A 14,177-nucleotide genomic window follows, 5' to 3' on the forward strand; every position below is an offset into this window, starting at 1 on the left:
GGAGTCAATCTAAATGAGAATTATGCGCAATTGAAATGTATTTACATCTTTTACATTTGGCTCTAGGCCGTGCTGGATGTGACCAAACGCTGCGGCCGAAAGCGAACAAACAGTGCCAGCGCGAGGCCGAAGGTCAGCCACTCGGCCATCGGCAGCGCCAGTAGCAGTGGCCAGTCCGGTGCAAAGCGGGCGATGCCCACCAGCAGCAGAGCCGGTAACACCAGGCTCCGCGAGAAGGCCACCATTGCAGAAGGCAGGGGTTGGTGGGTGGCGGTGAGGTACACCGACAGCAGTACGTTAATGCCGTTCACCAGAAACAGCGGCCAGAGGATGGCGAGATACTGGTCGGCTAGTTGCGCCGTGGCCGGGTCCGCCGAGGTATCGAGGAACAGCCGAATCACATCATTGCCAAATAGCCAGACCGTGCCCACCAGCGTCAGCGCCAATGTCAGAATCACCGTGGCCCCGCAGCCCATGAACCGGCGGATGCGTTCGGCATTGCCTGCCCCCAGATTGTGGCTGATCAACACATGCATGGCGTCTGAAATGCCGTAAAACACCATCAGGCTGAGGAAGATCAGGTAATTCACCACGGTGAATGCCGCCACGCCAGCCAAGCCCTGAGAGGTCATCAACAGCCAGTTGATCAACAGCATCACCAAGCCGACCGACATCTCGTTGATCCACTCAGACACACCGTTGGCGAAGGCCTTGGCCACTTCGCGCCAATTCTGTTGCCGCAGCCGGAACACCAGCTTTCGCGCCGGTTTGTAGAAATACAGCGCCAGCACCGCAAACTGCAGCAACTGGGCCAGCCCCGTGGCGATGGCGGCACCGCGCAGGCCGTAATCCAAATACCCCACCAACAGGGCGTCCAGCACAATGTTAGCGGCAGCGCCCAGCACCAGTGCCGTGGTGGCCAGCCCGGGGAATCCGTCTACCCGCACAAAGTAATAGAGCACCATGGTGAACAGCTGCAGCACCATCACCCAGATGATCACCAGAAAGTACTCGGACATCAGCGGGAAAATAGCGGGCGAGGCACCCAACAAGCGATAGATGGATTCGTGAAACAGTAACCCGAGCAGCGCGCCGGACAACGCCAGCGCCAGTGTTGCCATCAGGCATTTGCTGAAGATCGCGGAGGCCGCAGCCCGGTTGCCTTCGCCCAGATAACGGCCAGCGCGCACAGTGCCGCCAATGGCCAGCGCCAGCGCCAGCCCGAACAGTAAGGTAAACCAGGGAATCAGCAGGTTCAGCGCCGCGAGGGCATCGGCCCCGGCAAAGTTACCGATGAAAATGCCATCGACAATGTTGGCGGTGGTCAGGGCCAATAATCCGGCCACCGAGGGCAGGGCATAGCGGAAAAAGGCCGGCCAATAAGGGCCGGCCAATATCGGATCGGTCGCTTCGTTGCTGGAATGGGTCATGGCGCTGCCGTGGCTAGATGAATCAGCTGAACAGCTCTTGCAGCTTCTCGCCGGGGTTTGGCGCGCGCATGAACGACTCACCAATCAGGAAACCGTAAATGCCGCGCTCGGTCATCGCCTGCACGTCTGCCCGGGTCATGATGCCGCTTTCGGTAATGGCCAAACGGTCAGAACCAATGCGCTGATACAGATCGAAGGTGGTTTCCAGCGACACCTCAAAGGTGTGCAGGTTGCGGTTGTTGATGCCCACCAGCGGCGTGCTCAGGGTCAAGGCATCATCCATCTCTTCGCCGTTGTGTACTTCTACCAGCACATCCAGCCCGATTTCGTGGGCGATGCCTTCCAGTTCCTGCATCTGGTCTTTGGTCAGGCAGGCGGCAATCAGCAGAATGCAGTCGGCCCCGATGGCGCGGCTTTCGTACACCTGATAGGGCGCTACCATGAAGTCCTTGCGGATCACCGGCAGGCTGCAGGCCGCTCGGGCCGCTTTCAGATAGTCTTCGTGGCCTTGGAAAAAGTCCTGATCAGTCAGTACGGACAAACAGGCCGCGCCGCCTTTCTCGTAGCTTTCAGCAATGACTTCCGGCTCGAACGGGTCGCGCAGAATGCCTTTGCTAGGGGAGGCCTTTTTGATCTCGGCAATCACCGCCGCTTGCTGTTGCTCAACGCGCGAACGCAGAGCATGGGCGAAGCCTCGCGCCGGTGGCTGATCACCCGCCATGGCTTTGAGGTCAGCGATGGAGGTTTTCGGTTTGCGCTCGTCTACTTCCTGCCATTTGCGGTCAACAATTTTGCGCAGAATGGTGGGGGTACGGTCATTGTGCCTATTGGTCATTGCGGCCTCAGAAACATTGGGAGAAATCGGCAAGTTCAGACATCTTGCCCGCAGCCAGGCCAGAGCCCATGGCATCCAGAGCCATCTCTACGCCCATTTGTGGCGTGTTGGCCAGGCCGGCAATATAGATAGCAGCACCGGCGTTCAGAGCAATCATGTCGCGGGCTTTTTCGGTGGTTTCGTCGTGCTGACGACCGAAGGCGGCGCGAATGAGCTTCAAGGATTCATCAGACGAATCCACGGTCAGGCCTACAAGGGTCTGGCTCTTGATGCCCAGATCTTCCGGGGTGATGCTGTATTCGGTGATCTTGCCGTCTTTCAGTTCGGCTACATATGTCTCGGTGGCCAGGCTGATTTCATCCAGCCCGTCTTTCGAGTGCACCACCATGATGTGCTCGGCACCCAAACGCTGCATCACTTCCGCCATAGGGCGGCACAGGGCCTTGGTGAACACGCCGATCAGCTGGCGCTTTACGCCCGCCGGGTTGGTCATGGGGCCCAGAATGTTAAAGATGGTCCGGCAACCCAATTCTTTACGGGGGCCAATGGCATGCTTCATCGCGCCGTGGTGAGACGGGGCGAACATAAAGCCCACGCCGATTTGTTCCACGCAACGGGCGACCTCTTCCGGTGACATGTTCAGATTCACACCGGCTTTCTCAATCAAATCCGCACTGCCGCTCTTGGACGACACGCCCCGGTTGCCGTGCTTGGCTACGAAGCCGCCGGCGGCGGCTACAACAAAAGACGCCGCCGAGGACACGTTAAACAGGTTGGCGCCATCACCGCCTGTACCCACGATATCCACCAGAGGCTCTGCCTTAATATCAACCTTGGTGACCAGCTCCCGCATGACTTCGGTGGCACCGGTAATCTCGTCAATGGTTTCGCTCTTCAGGCGCAACCCCATCAGAAAGGCACCTACCTGAGCATCGGTGGCTTCGCCGTTCATCACGATGCGCATGACATCCTTCATTTCCTCACGGGACAAATCCAGATTGGAGGCAATGCGGTCGAGGGCTTGTTTCATATCCATGCGTGAGTGTCCTTTCTTATGATTTGAGGAAGTTGCGCAGCAATTCGTGGCCCTGCTCGGTCATGATCGACTCAGGGTGGAACTGCACGCCTTCAATCGGCAAGGTCTTGTGGCGAACGCCCATGATCTCTTCGATGGAGCCGTCTTCGTTGCGGGTCCAGGCGGTCACTTCCAGGCAGTCCGGCAGGGTGTTCTGATCAATCACCAAGCTGTGGTAACGGGTGGCTTGCAGCGGGTTGTTCAGGCCCCGGAATACGCCCGTGTCTTTGTGATAAACGGGGGACACCTTGCCGTGCATCACGCGCCCGGCGCGAATGGTGTCGCCGCCAAACACCTGACCGATGGATTGATGGCCAAGGCAAATGCCCAGAATCGGAAGTTTGCCGGCAAAATGGCGAATGGCTTCCATGGAAATGCCCGCTTCATTCGGGGTACAGGGGCCGGGGGAAATTACCAGCCGTTCCGGGTTCAGCGCCTCGATTTCCTCAATGGTGATCTCATCGTTCCGGTGCACCTGAACCTCGGTACCCAGCTCGGCCAGATACTGGACAATGTTGTAGGTGAAGGAATCGTAGTTATCAATCATCAGCAGCATAGCGATCGGGACCGTATGTTCTAGCAGTGGATGTGTTCGCCATGCGGGCGGTGCTGTGCATAAAGGCATTTACAGCGCACATTGCCGGAGGTTTGGCGCAAACAGACAGTGGATTATTGCAGCCCACTGGCCTAGGTACAATATCGGGCTGGCGGGGAGGGCGGCATTAAGCCTCGGCCTGAAGGTCAAAATGCCGTGCCGATGCGCGCAGGGTTTCCACATGCACGTGGCGGCAATCCAGCTGAAAGCGTTTAGCAGCCTCGGCCAAGGTGGCCTTGATTTGGCTGTAGGCTTCTTCCTCATCCTCGGGTAATACCGACAGCATCAGGCTGATAACCGGCTCCTTAAGGATTTCCCCTTCATAGGCGGTTTTGAACTGCTGGCCATCATCGGCCCAGAACCCGGTTAGCGTCGCGCTGTCGGAAGAGTGCAGCACAGTGGCCCCACCAAACCGCCGCGACAGCTGGCCCGCCACAAAGTCGCCGACCTCGGCCATTTTTTCCGGGCTGATTGAGAACAGCACCAAAAAGCGGATACGGGCATTGTCTGTCATGGTTGAGTTACCTATCAGTCGCGGATCAGCGTTTGGCGAGATAAATATAGATGAAGATCGCCACCAACAGGGCGGACGATAACGCAATGGCACCGTTCGGCGGTAACCACAAGAACACATCCAGAATGCCCGGGAAGTCGTCTATGGGTAGGCTGCGAGAGGCCGTGGTTAGTGAGAGGAACAGCTCCACCAGTGCCACGCCCCCGATACCGGCCAAGATCAACTCGACGGTTTTATCGACTCGGGATTTGCGCGCCTCCAGCAGCCGGGCAATGCGTGAGCGAATCAAATCCGTGCGCTCCAGCGCACTGCTGATCAGGGTATCCAGTTGCCAGGCCACGCAGGTGTCTTCCACGATGCGGGCCCGTTCAGCCTGAACGCCCGCCCGGGCTTCCTTGAATTCCAGCCGGCTGAACTCGAGGTGATCCAGGCTCACCGTGATATTCGCCATCAACCGGTTCAGTTCACCGTTGCGGGTGCGCTTTGCGCCCAGCAGGTCGGTGAGCTGTGAATAACTGGATTTCAGAATGGCGCCGTAAATAAACAAAATGGCGTTGTAAAACTGGCAGATGGACAAGCCCCGGAACCAATCATCGCGGCAGTCTTGCGGCTGGTCACTCACCACCAGAATGTTGCCAGAGCCCACGTAGTGCCGCGCCTGTTTGAGATCGTCGAGGGAACCGGCGTAAGACGCCCACTGGCGCAATAGCTCACCCACAGGCTGATCCAACTCATTCGGGCTGGCCACAATACTGCGCCCGGTCCAGAGCACATGGCTGGCAGGAGCGGTTGCTTCGCTGAAATCAACGTCTTTAAAAACGGTCAGCTTGTTCGGGTCCCGAAGCTGTTGTTCATCGGCGGATTTGTTCTTGCCAAACCGAGCAGAAAACTCCCGACAGTAAGCCTGAAAACACGGATAGATAAGCGCCCCGTAAACATCACCCGCCGCATCCGACAGGGAACGATCTAGCAGGCCGGATTCAATCAGCGTTGCCAGCGTGGCCTCGTTTACTTGGATCATGACATCCAACCGCAGCAGTGCCACCGTGTCGTCGTACAGGAACAACTGGCAAGCCTCGATCTCGCCGTTCCACTCATGGCAGATGCGCGCCAGGTTCTCGGAACGATCCCTAACTGCCTCAGTATCAATGTCGTAGCAATCAAACGGCTGGAAGAAAGTCGGCAAGCTGTCGTGGGCAAGCGTGCCGTAGCCGTTGGCCCAGGGCCAATCGAAAGGAAGAAGCACGTCCGACGCCGGCAGTAAACGCTTAGGAGCTTCCCCCGAACCGCCCTGCAAGGCCTTGGCCGCGCGGTGTTCGCTGTTGGCACTGATGGGCGAGCGCACCGGAGAAAGGGTGGCAATCCGTAGTGTGGTTTTGTTTGTCATTGACGGCCTTACGGAATTGAACTCGGGGTGAAGAACTGATGGTTTTGGAGTATAGCGGGATTGGGTGGGGTTCTGAATGGGGTGGGGCAAAGCCACGGATGTGCCCTCGGGTATTGTATGTCGATTGGGAAGCGGTTCTCGGAATTTTGTGGGAAAAAGCGTGACTGTTAGTAAGCTTTTGATATGGTTTCTGTGGAGCCGCGTGGGGCGCTGAATTTTATTTAAAGGGACGGAGTTATAAGTAATTACCATGCCCTACGTTTATTTGGATCAAAACGTATTATCTGACATGAGAGAGCGAGTCCTTTCCGAATCTGCTAATGAGGATTTGCGTGCTCTCAAAACTCTTTGCACTCTCAAAGACGTTGAGGTCCTGTACACGGCGACACACTTGCGTGAAATCCGACAGATTCCTCATGAGAAGTTTAGATTGGAACATCTAAGGCTTTTGAATGGGCTTGGAGCCGCTTATTTAACTCCAGTAACAAACATGCTCGTAAGGAATCATCCAAAAACAGTCTGGGATGGCTTTATTGAGAATGAATCTCAAAACTATGCGGCCGGGATAGATTCGGTCATGGAGACTCAAGACCTTATCAATCGAAAGTTGTGCGGTCTTCCAGTAGACCAAACGTTTGATGATTTAAACTCAAGGCTTCGAGCAAGTTTGCGTTCAATTCTGGAAGATAGCTTGGCTCAGATTGAGATCGTATCGACAACTGAACTCGACAAGGTTCAGATTGAATCAGTAAAGATACAAATTAGCGATCAATTGTCGAATTTGGAGAATCTTCCAAGGTTCGACATACCAAATGACCAGGAGTTAGGGCCTAGACCATTTCGACAGCTTGAGAAGTTAAAGGAAATTGAAAAGAGCCCAGCAGCCCATGTCATCGGCTTGATAGAAGAGCTTTTCCGTGAGTCGAACCCTGATTTCCATTGGAGTAACCATATTGACGATACTCCCGAGAACAAGATTGCTGTTTGTTAGTCTCTTTTAAACTGGGCTGGCTACTGTGCAGATGATTTTACAAGCACGAAAAAGGGAAAGGATAGGTTTAATGCTTCAAGTAACGATTTAGCACATGTTCAAAGCGGGGCACGTTGTTCACTCCTCATCTCGCAAGACGTAGCCTTCCTGAAAAAAGCTGATGCTATTTACAAACATCTCAACATTGGAACTTTGCCTCTGGAACCCGGTGAGGCTATCAAGCACTTATAACAATGCGCTCCAGCCGACCGCTAAAGCGGCGGCTGAGCTTTGGCGTTAAATGCCGGTGATAGCCAGGTCCAGAGCTCCAACAATCTGGTTTCTGAAATGCGAGAGAGAACCGATGGGGTTTTTGAGGTGTTTTTCAGGTACGGAGGAAATTTGCGGAGTTGACAGCAACAGCTCCTGATCGGCAAAGCTGATTTCTGTAGAGAGCCTTGCTGATTTTGCTCGGGTTGGGGTACACATCGAACTGTGCCATCAGAACTCCCTGAATTCGTCGCCGAAGCATCCATGTTGTTCGACGAAATCGTTGTAGCTTTTTATCGCAGCGCGATTTTCTTCAACCCATTGTGCGGCTTCGCGTTTCGAAAGCTCTTCTTTCAGAGCTCGCTCCAAGGTGGCAGACAAGTTGATGTTCAGTTCCCGGGCTATACGCAGAAGGTCGCTATTGATTGAGAGGTTCGCTGCTTTTTTGGGGGCGGCTGAATTATAGAGTCCGGCCATGAGGGCCTCCAAGAAGATATAGAATACACAGCTTGACCTTATACGCATGCAAGCATTTAACCAATGACTGTTGTCGTCGCTCATACGCTGGCGCTCCTTCGCGCGGCAAAGCCAAAGCGCAATAAACAAGGAATGTTCAAAAATTATGGCAAATAATTGCGGCCAATGTGGGCCGGTTGAATCAAGGTTGATCAGCCTCTTCGCATCGTTGTTCTTCTCTATCCCAACGGCAGCGTTCGTTTGGTTCTGGGTAAACCTGGAACTGGCCGTGTATTGGGATGGTTTTCTCAGTAGTCGTTACCTCGTCACCTGTATTATCGTTTTTGCCGTGTTGGCCCTGCTGCTCCCGAAACTGTTTCCAGCTATTCTCGGGGGAATCTGGCGCGGTATCGGCAAGATATGGAATTGGTGGGGGTTTTAGCCTTCTTCCTGTGCAGTAATGGCCCGCCGGCAGCATGCCCCTCTGCCGACGGGCCCAATTAAACTCGGGGCTTAAAAGGATGTTAGATGAACTGGTATCTGGAAGTATTAAAGAAATACGCAGTATTCAGCGGCCGGGCGCGACGTAAGGAATATTGGTTTTTCATCTTGTTCAATATCATCATCAGCCTTGTGCTTGGTGTAATTGACGGATTCACGGGGAGCTATAGCGAAGCTGCCGGGTTAGGGTTGCTTGGAGGTATTTACTCGCTCGCCGTTTTAATTCCGGGGATAGCGGTTACCGTTCGTCGGCTTCATGACACGGGGCGGAGTGGCTGGTGGTTTTTGATTGTACTTGTCCCGGTTATCGGTGCACTTGCGCTGCTGGTGTTTATGGTTCTGGACAGTAAGCCAGGGCAAAACCAGTACGGCTCGAATCCGAAGGAGGCCGCTGCCTAAGACGTTCAGCGGAGGTGCGTTCGCCCCTCCGCTAAACAAAATCGCTCGTTAGGAAGGATAGGCCCCATGAAAAACAAACGATCAATAGGCGTTGTTCTCTTCCCCGGATTTGAGCTTCTCGATGTATTTGGCCCGCTTGAGATGTATGGCCAGGCACCGGGCCATTTCGAGATCCAGTTGGTGTCGGAAGAAGGCGGTGAAGTGGCCAGCGCTCAGGGGCCGAGGTCGGTCGCTGATGTGGCATTTTGCGATGCACCGAACTTCGATATTCTTTTGGTGCCGGGTGGCATAGGAACGCGGGCGGAAGTTTTGAACGACGTATTCCTTCAGTGGGTTGTGGATCAATCCAAATCCTGTGAATACGTTACCTCCGTGTGCACGGGCAGCGCATTGCTGGCAAAGGCCGGAATACTGGATGGCGTGAGGGCCACAACCAACAAGAAAGCGTTTGATTGGGCCACGTCTCAAGGCGAGCGGGTTCACTGGGTAAAAGAAGCGCGTTGGGTTGAGGATGGTCGGTTTATTACGTCTTCCGGCGTATCGGCTGGAATCGATATGACCTTGGCTCTGATTCAGAAAATGCTTGGCCCGGAAATGGCGAAAGACATCGCAACATGGACCGAATACGAATGGCATAGCGACTCGAGCTGGGATCCATTTGCGCGATTCTATGGGCTCGTTTAACGGATAATCGTTGGAGCTGGGCTTGTGCCCAGCCGCTGATTTTGATGCTGCCTGCACACCTCTGAAAGCCTACAAAAAGTAATCTTCCTCAAGTGCATTGATGATTCTGCTGCTCATAGCCTGAGTCGTTCGCTCGACATACTCTTTGTACTCTTCCGCTAGACTCCCGTAGTAAAAAAAATGAGTCAGTATTTTGCTACTGCCATCGAAAAAGTAGTCTTTTGCCGGAGCGCCATATTCGTAGGCCTCGACACGCACATGATATTCCGTTGTCGCGGTGTTGGGCAGAATAAACGCAGAGAGAATGTTGAAGGCTCCCGTGATCAAGTCTGCGCCAGTATGCTCCAGACTACATTCCGAACTAAGAAACAGCGAGAGATCCGCATTGTCTTCGGTTTCTGCTTCAACGTAGTTCAATGATGCAAAGCGACTTTTTAGCTCTTCGATGAGTATGCCGTCATGACAGGTGGGGTCGCTGTTGCTTGCGCTGGCGATGTAGACGCTCTCTTTGCCGGTTACGGCTTCCGAGTTGAAACCTTTATCGCTTGGCGGGAACGCGATGGCGCAGCCTAGCAAAGACTGCGTCAGAGCCAGCAGTAGCAGGTACTTCATGACGATTGCCCTTCTGTTGTTTGTATTCGCAGGTATGAACGATTTGAACCACGCAGCGATATTGCTGATTGCGGTTTTCTACGCATTCGTCAGAATCCAAAAGGTTCGTGTTAAAGGGGGCTTTTTACGGCTGCTTTTGATATGAAGGTTGAGTATTACATGAAATCTAGTCGCGATCAGCTTTTTTGTAGGTGGTAATACCGACACTTGCTTGTCTTGGAGAACGGGAGGAAAAATTGTTCATAGCCGAACTCATGGAGCTAAAACCGCTTAGCCTGACCTACAAAGATGAGCTGTTCACTCTCATTAACACCAACCGCCAACACCTGCGCGAGTGGTTGCCCTGGGTCGATCTAACCAAGTCCCCTGCCGACACGGAATCCTTTCTCGAATCCGCCATCAATCAATATCAATCCGGCCAAGGCCCGCAGTACGCCATTTTCTCCGATTCGGCTTTATGCGGTGTGTGCGGTTTTCATCCGTTCGATTTGTCTAATCGCACTGGCAGCATCGGATATTGGTTGGGTGAAGCCTGTTCGGGTAAAGGCATCATGGCGAGAGCGGTGCAGGCGCTGGTTGAACAAGGCTTTCGGGAATACGATTTGAACCGAATCGAGATTGCCTGCGCCACCGGTAATACTAAAAGCCGAGCCATTCCGGAGCGTTTGGGGTTCAAGCTTGAAGGCGTGTTTCGGGAGCGGGAGTATGTGAACGGCCGCTATCTCGATCAGGCGATTTACTCGATGCTGGCCTCAGAGTTTCAAGCGCAGAGTTAAAGTGGAGCGCCCACTCGCTGACTTTGATGCTAGCTGCCAAGCTCTGAAATCCTACAAAAAGTAATCTTCCTCAAGCGCATTGATGATCCTGCTGCTCATCGCCGGCGTGGACTGCTCCACGTATTCTTTATGCTTGTCCGCGAGTTGCCCAAAGTAAAACGGATGCGTCAGCACTTTGCTGCTGCCATCGAAAAAATAGTCTTTTGCCGGCGCGCCGTGTTCGAAGGCCTCGACACGAACCTCGTATTCCGTTGTTGTGGTAATGGGCAGAATGAAGAAAGAGGCAATGGGGAAGATCATCGTGGCCATATCTGCGCCGGTTTGTTCCACGCCGCACTCTGAATCGAGAAAAAGCGCGAGATCCGCTTTATATTCGGATTCGGCTTCAACGTAGTTCAATGCCTCAAAGCGACCTTTCAGCTCTTCGATGAGCCTGCTGTCATGACAGGCGGGGTTGCTGTTGCTTGCGCTGGCGATGTAAACGCTTTCTTTGCCGGTTACGGCTTGTTGGTTGAAGCCTTTGTCACTGGGCGGGAACGCGATGGCGCAGCCTAGCAAAGACTGCGTTAGAGCCAGAAGTAGCAGGTACTTCATAACGATTGCCCTTCTATTGTTTGTATTCGCAGGTATGAACGATCTGAACCACGCAGCGATATTCCTGATTGCGGTTTTCTACGCATTCTTTCTTTTCCATGTTCGGGTCGCCCAGCGTACTGATCTTGCCCCGGTAGTTTTCTCGGCATGACTGTCGGGCCTGGGTGTCGGCATTGGTGGCCGCCAGGTTCAGAGCTTGGTCATAAGGGAAGTGCATATCAGTTGTTCCGCGGGCCTGGATTTCTGCCGTGGCCGTTTTGCGGGGCGCTCTGGTTGCCGTTGGCTTGGCTGCGGCCGGAGTTTTCGGGCGGCTTTGAGTTGAGCTGCCAGAAGGCTGGTTTTGGGGTGGCGTGGTTTGTGTTGATTGCGGCTGATGAGTTACAGGGCTGTTAACGGTATAAACCGGTGCTTTATAGGGTGTTGTGAGCGGGTCATAACTGGCTGTGGGCATGTTATCCGCGGCTTTGGCTGCTGATGAAATCGCACTGCTCCAATCCGCTTCTGCGGCGCTGTTGATAACGATAGCAACGGGCGCTAAGACACCATAAAGCGTTTTGCTGACGGCTTTCATAACAATGGTGCTACCGTTTATATCTTCGTCGTTTTTCACCGTTTCCAGTTCACGTGTGACATCCAGGCCGTTGGCCTCTTTGATCAAGAGATCAAATATACGGATGCTTCGGGAGATGGCATCGGTCGCGATGGCGGTTACCGTTCCACAGTTTATCCAGTCTTTGACATCGGAGAACGTTGAAACTTCGTGGCGGCCGTTTGTCTCGATCTCCACATCGAATAACGTTTGGGGAGTCCGTTCCAGAGTCGCCAACGTGAAATGGGTGTCGAGCGTGCCTTCTGAGGTGTGGCTGAATTTGGTATTGAGACACTCCACACCGCTTTCTGAAGGGGAGGCCTTAATTTTTAAAATGTACAGCTTGTCGCGAGAGCCGCTGAAAAGGCTGCGGTTGCCCTGTAGCTTCTCTTTGGCGACAGTCTGTAGCTCCGCCAGAACATCGCCGTCGGCAGAGTCGTAACCATCATTAATGCCGTAAATCGAAACGCGGGCCAGGGTGCCGTCGTAAGCGGAGGTTTCGAGGTCTTCTCCTTCGAACTGAATGCTCTTGTTGCTGCTGCAGCCGCCAAATGTCAGTAGTAGAGTCAGTATGCAAATGGTTCGCTTTAAAGAGGTCATTCTTCGGCCGCTTTTGGTATGAAGGCTGAGTATTGCATGAAATTTGGTCGCGATCAGCTTTTTTGTAGGTGGTAATACTTATCTCTGTTATTGCTCAACCTGAACCTGAACCTGAACCTGAACCTGAACCAACGCGTCGCCGGCGAATTGGAAGGTATTTGCCTGTGGGGTGGGTGCAGAAGATCGCGATGCCTGGATGTTGTGTATGCAGAATGGTGCGGGTGTCGTTGCCTTTAAGGCGTTCGATATAATGTTCTGTGTTGGACGGTAGGGATGATGAGGCAAACCCCTGAATGCGAGTTTTGGCTCGCATTCAGGGAGTGGCCTGTCACAGGGGTCATCCAGAATAGATGTTCAGGAGGTGGCGTTCAGCTTTCTCCGGCGAGAGATGCCTAAGCCCAGTAGGCCAAGGCCTAGAAGGGCCAATGAGCCAGGTTCGGGCACGCTGACAGGATCGCCGGGGTTACCTGGGTCACCGGGGTCGGAAACAGACCGGCCAAAGCGGAGGTCATCGAAGCCTAGAATGTCGTTGGTCGCGTTGAAGGTCACGCTGGATATGAGCTGGCCGAAATCAATAAAGCCCACGAAAGCGCCACCGCCGCCAGTCGCTGACGGAAAATCAATGGTTTGAGTGGCTGAGGAGCCGTCGACATATGTGATCGTTTGCTGAGGCACAATGTCAGTCTGAAGGCCGTTTACATAGAAACCAAATGCATCTACCGGATCCGTAAAGCTAAAGGTTACCATTCCGCCATAAAGCAATCGGAAAAAGCCTCCACCCGGCGTTGTATTAAAGCCACACGGTGCCCCGCAGCCAGAATTGTTCGTGGTGCTGCCTCCGGTTATTGTGAGATTGCTTGGAAGCGGTGACTCAAAATCGTAGGTGTCGAGTGCGCCTGCGACAGATAGGAAGTCGCTGGCTGCGGCTTGAGAATTCACCATTTGCGCTAGCGAAGACACATTATTGTCGGCTGCAATGTATGTGACCGGCACTGCTTGAGCGGTTAACGCAAACATCAATAAGGGAGCTGTCGATAATAGTGCTAGTTTGGTTTTCATGGCCTTTCTCCATCGGCAAAAGGGAAAGCTTTACAGAGCTTTTTCGTTCTTTTTGCAGCTGTGAAGCTTAACTTTTGGAATGCAAGCTTGAAGCCAGTTTAGGTGTAAATGCCAACTATCAGGGGTTTGCAAATAAAAAAATGTATTGGTAATGCATAAGTGTTAAAGATCTCGACACAAAGGATTGAGCATAAATTTGCTGCGCCTTGCATAAACATTCTACGTTGATTCTTCCGATGTAAACTGCTGGTTTATAGTTGTTTTCAGGCCTTTCTGGGTCAGCAATGTGCAGCAGGCCAAGAGCCGGTTTTAGTATTACGCGATCGTTTGGAGAACAAGTTGCTCATAGCCGAATCCCTCGAGCTGAAATTGCTCAGTTTGGACCACAAAGACGAGCTATTCCCCCTCGTAGACAGCAATCGCGAACACCTGCGCGAATGGTTGCCCTGGGTCGATGCAACCCAGTCGCCGGTAGATTCCGAATCCTTCCTCGAATCGGCAATTAACCAATTCCAATCCGGCCAAGGCCCGCAGTACGCCATTTTCTCGGGCTCGATTTTATGCGGGGTGTGCGGCTTTCATCCTTTCGATTTGGCAAATCGCACCGGTAGCCTTGGGTATTGGCTGAGCCAATCTTATTCAGGCAAGGGCATCATGGCGCTGGCGGTGAAGGCACTGGTCGAGCAGGGTTTTCGGGAGCGGGAGTATTTGTATGGCCGGTATGTCGATCAGGCGATGTACTCGATGCTGGCCTCAGAGTTTTCCGGCTAACAGAGCGCTTCGTCGCTCAAGCTGGTGTTCCGCCAAAATATGGTGCACCCCCAGCGAGAG

At 53.5% G+C, this 14,177-nt stretch carries 17 protein-coding genes; 5 read left to right on the top strand and 12 right to left on the bottom strand.

The window, feature by feature from the left end:
- Positions 1-62: 62 nt before the first annotated feature.
- From ACNQ6O_RS01475 to ACNQ6O_RS01500, 6 genes are all read right to left on the bottom strand, one after another.
- A complete protein-coding gene (locus tag ACNQ6O_RS01475; RefSeq protein WP_418051477.1) occupies positions 63-1,430 on the bottom strand; it encodes an MATE family efflux transporter in 1,368 nt (455 codons plus the stop codon).
- A gap of 22 nt (positions 1,431-1,452) precedes the next feature.
- Positions 1,453-2,265 (bottom strand): indole-3-glycerol phosphate synthase TrpC, encoded by an 813-nt coding sequence (trpC, locus tag ACNQ6O_RS01480; RefSeq protein ID WP_418051478.1) that lies wholly within the window; start codon positions 2,263-2,265, stop codon positions 1,453-1,455.
- Positions 2,266-2,272: 7 nt separating this feature from the next.
- Positions 2,273-3,301 carry an anthranilate phosphoribosyltransferase gene (gene trpD, locus ACNQ6O_RS01485; protein ID WP_418051479.1) on the bottom strand — a complete coding sequence of 343 codons (1,029 nt, stop codon included), beginning with the start codon at positions 3,299-3,301 and terminating at the stop codon, positions 2,273-2,275.
- Between the two features lie 16 nt (positions 3,302-3,317).
- Positions 3,318-3,896 carry an aminodeoxychorismate/anthranilate synthase component II gene (locus ACNQ6O_RS01490; RefSeq protein WP_114335463.1) on the bottom strand — a complete coding sequence of 193 codons (579 nt, stop codon included), beginning with the start codon at positions 3,894-3,896 and terminating at the stop codon, positions 3,318-3,320.
- Between the two features lie 166 nt (positions 3,897-4,062).
- The gene (locus tag ACNQ6O_RS01495) at positions 4,063-4,449 is read right to left on the bottom strand and encodes a hypothetical protein (protein ID WP_418051480.1); all 387 of its coding nucleotides are present in this window, start codon (positions 4,447-4,449) and stop codon (positions 4,063-4,065) included.
- Between the two features lie 25 nt (positions 4,450-4,474).
- Positions 4,475-5,836 (bottom strand): hypothetical protein, encoded by a 1,362-nt coding sequence (locus ACNQ6O_RS01500; protein ID WP_418051481.1) that lies wholly within the window; start codon positions 5,834-5,836, stop codon positions 4,475-4,477.
- Positions 5,837-6,086: 250 nt separating this feature from the next.
- On the opposite strand from ACNQ6O_RS01500, the gene ACNQ6O_RS01505 reads away from it, so the two are divergent.
- Entirely contained in the window at positions 6,087-6,827 is a 741-nt protein-coding gene (locus ACNQ6O_RS01505; RefSeq protein ID WP_418051482.1) for a hypothetical protein, read from the top strand.
- A 276-nt stretch (positions 6,828-7,103) separates the two neighbouring features.
- Here the strand turns inward: ACNQ6O_RS01505 and ACNQ6O_RS01510 are convergent, their stop codons facing one another.
- A complete protein-coding gene (locus tag ACNQ6O_RS01510) occupies positions 7,104-7,295 on the bottom strand; it encodes a CcdB family protein (RefSeq protein WP_418051483.1) in 192 nt (63 codons plus the stop codon).
- Positions 7,296-7,307: 12 nt separating this feature from the next.
- Positions 7,308-7,553: a type II toxin-antitoxin system CcdA family antitoxin gene (locus ACNQ6O_RS01515; RefSeq protein WP_418051484.1), complete on the bottom strand. Its 246-nt coding sequence runs from the start codon at positions 7,551-7,553 to the stop codon at positions 7,308-7,310.
- A 507-nt stretch (positions 7,554-8,060) separates the two neighbouring features.
- Here ACNQ6O_RS01515 and ACNQ6O_RS01520 point away from each other — a divergent pair.
- Positions 8,061-8,432 (top strand): DUF805 domain-containing protein, encoded by a 372-nt coding sequence (locus ACNQ6O_RS01520; RefSeq protein ID WP_418051485.1) that lies wholly within the window; start codon positions 8,061-8,063, stop codon positions 8,430-8,432.
- 66 nt (positions 8,433-8,498) lie between these two features.
- Positions 8,499-9,116, top strand: a complete 618-nt coding sequence (locus ACNQ6O_RS01525) for a DJ-1/PfpI family protein (RefSeq protein WP_418051486.1) — start codon at positions 8,499-8,501, stop codon at positions 9,114-9,116.
- Between the two features lie 69 nt (positions 9,117-9,185).
- Here the strand turns inward: ACNQ6O_RS01525 and ACNQ6O_RS01530 are convergent, their stop codons facing one another.
- Entirely contained in the window at positions 9,186-9,728 is a 543-nt protein-coding gene (locus tag ACNQ6O_RS01530; RefSeq protein ID WP_418051487.1) for a hypothetical protein, read from the bottom strand.
- 236 nt (positions 9,729-9,964) lie between these two features.
- On the opposite strand from ACNQ6O_RS01530, the gene ACNQ6O_RS01535 reads away from it, so the two are divergent.
- Positions 9,965-10,504 carry a GNAT family N-acetyltransferase gene (locus tag ACNQ6O_RS01535; RefSeq protein WP_418051488.1) on the top strand — a complete coding sequence of 180 codons (540 nt, stop codon included), beginning with the start codon at positions 9,965-9,967 and terminating at the stop codon, positions 10,502-10,504.
- 51 nt (positions 10,505-10,555) lie between these two features.
- Here ACNQ6O_RS01535 and ACNQ6O_RS01540 read toward each other — a convergent pair whose 3' ends face one another.
- The 3 genes from ACNQ6O_RS01540 to ACNQ6O_RS01550 all read right to left on the bottom strand — a co-directional run bounded on the left by ACNQ6O_RS01540 (position 10,556) and on the right by ACNQ6O_RS01550 (position 13,346).
- On the bottom strand, positions 10,556-11,098 hold the full coding sequence (locus tag ACNQ6O_RS01540) for a hypothetical protein (protein WP_418051489.1): 543 nt from the start codon (positions 11,096-11,098) through the stop codon (positions 10,556-10,558).
- A 13-nt stretch (positions 11,099-11,111) separates the two neighbouring features.
- Positions 11,112-12,287, bottom strand: a complete 1,176-nt coding sequence (locus ACNQ6O_RS01545; protein ID WP_418051490.1) for a hypothetical protein — start codon at positions 12,285-12,287, stop codon at positions 11,112-11,114.
- A gap of 354 nt (positions 12,288-12,641) precedes the next feature.
- Positions 12,642-13,346 (bottom strand): PEP-CTERM sorting domain-containing protein, encoded by a 705-nt coding sequence (locus ACNQ6O_RS01550; protein ID WP_418051491.1) that lies wholly within the window; start codon positions 13,344-13,346, stop codon positions 12,642-12,644.
- Between the two features lie 339 nt (positions 13,347-13,685).
- Between ACNQ6O_RS01550 and ACNQ6O_RS01555 the strand changes: the two genes are divergently transcribed.
- Positions 13,686-14,117, top strand: coding sequence for a GNAT family N-acetyltransferase (locus tag ACNQ6O_RS01555; protein WP_418051492.1), 432 nt, complete (start codon positions 13,686-13,688; stop codon positions 14,115-14,117).
- Positions 14,118-14,177: the final 60 nt, after the last annotated feature.

The sequence above is a fragment of the Marinobacter sp. SBS5 genome, assembly GCF_048285575.1.
In the GTDB taxonomy this organism is placed as follows: Bacteria; Pseudomonadota; Gammaproteobacteria; order Pseudomonadales; family Oleiphilaceae; genus Marinobacter.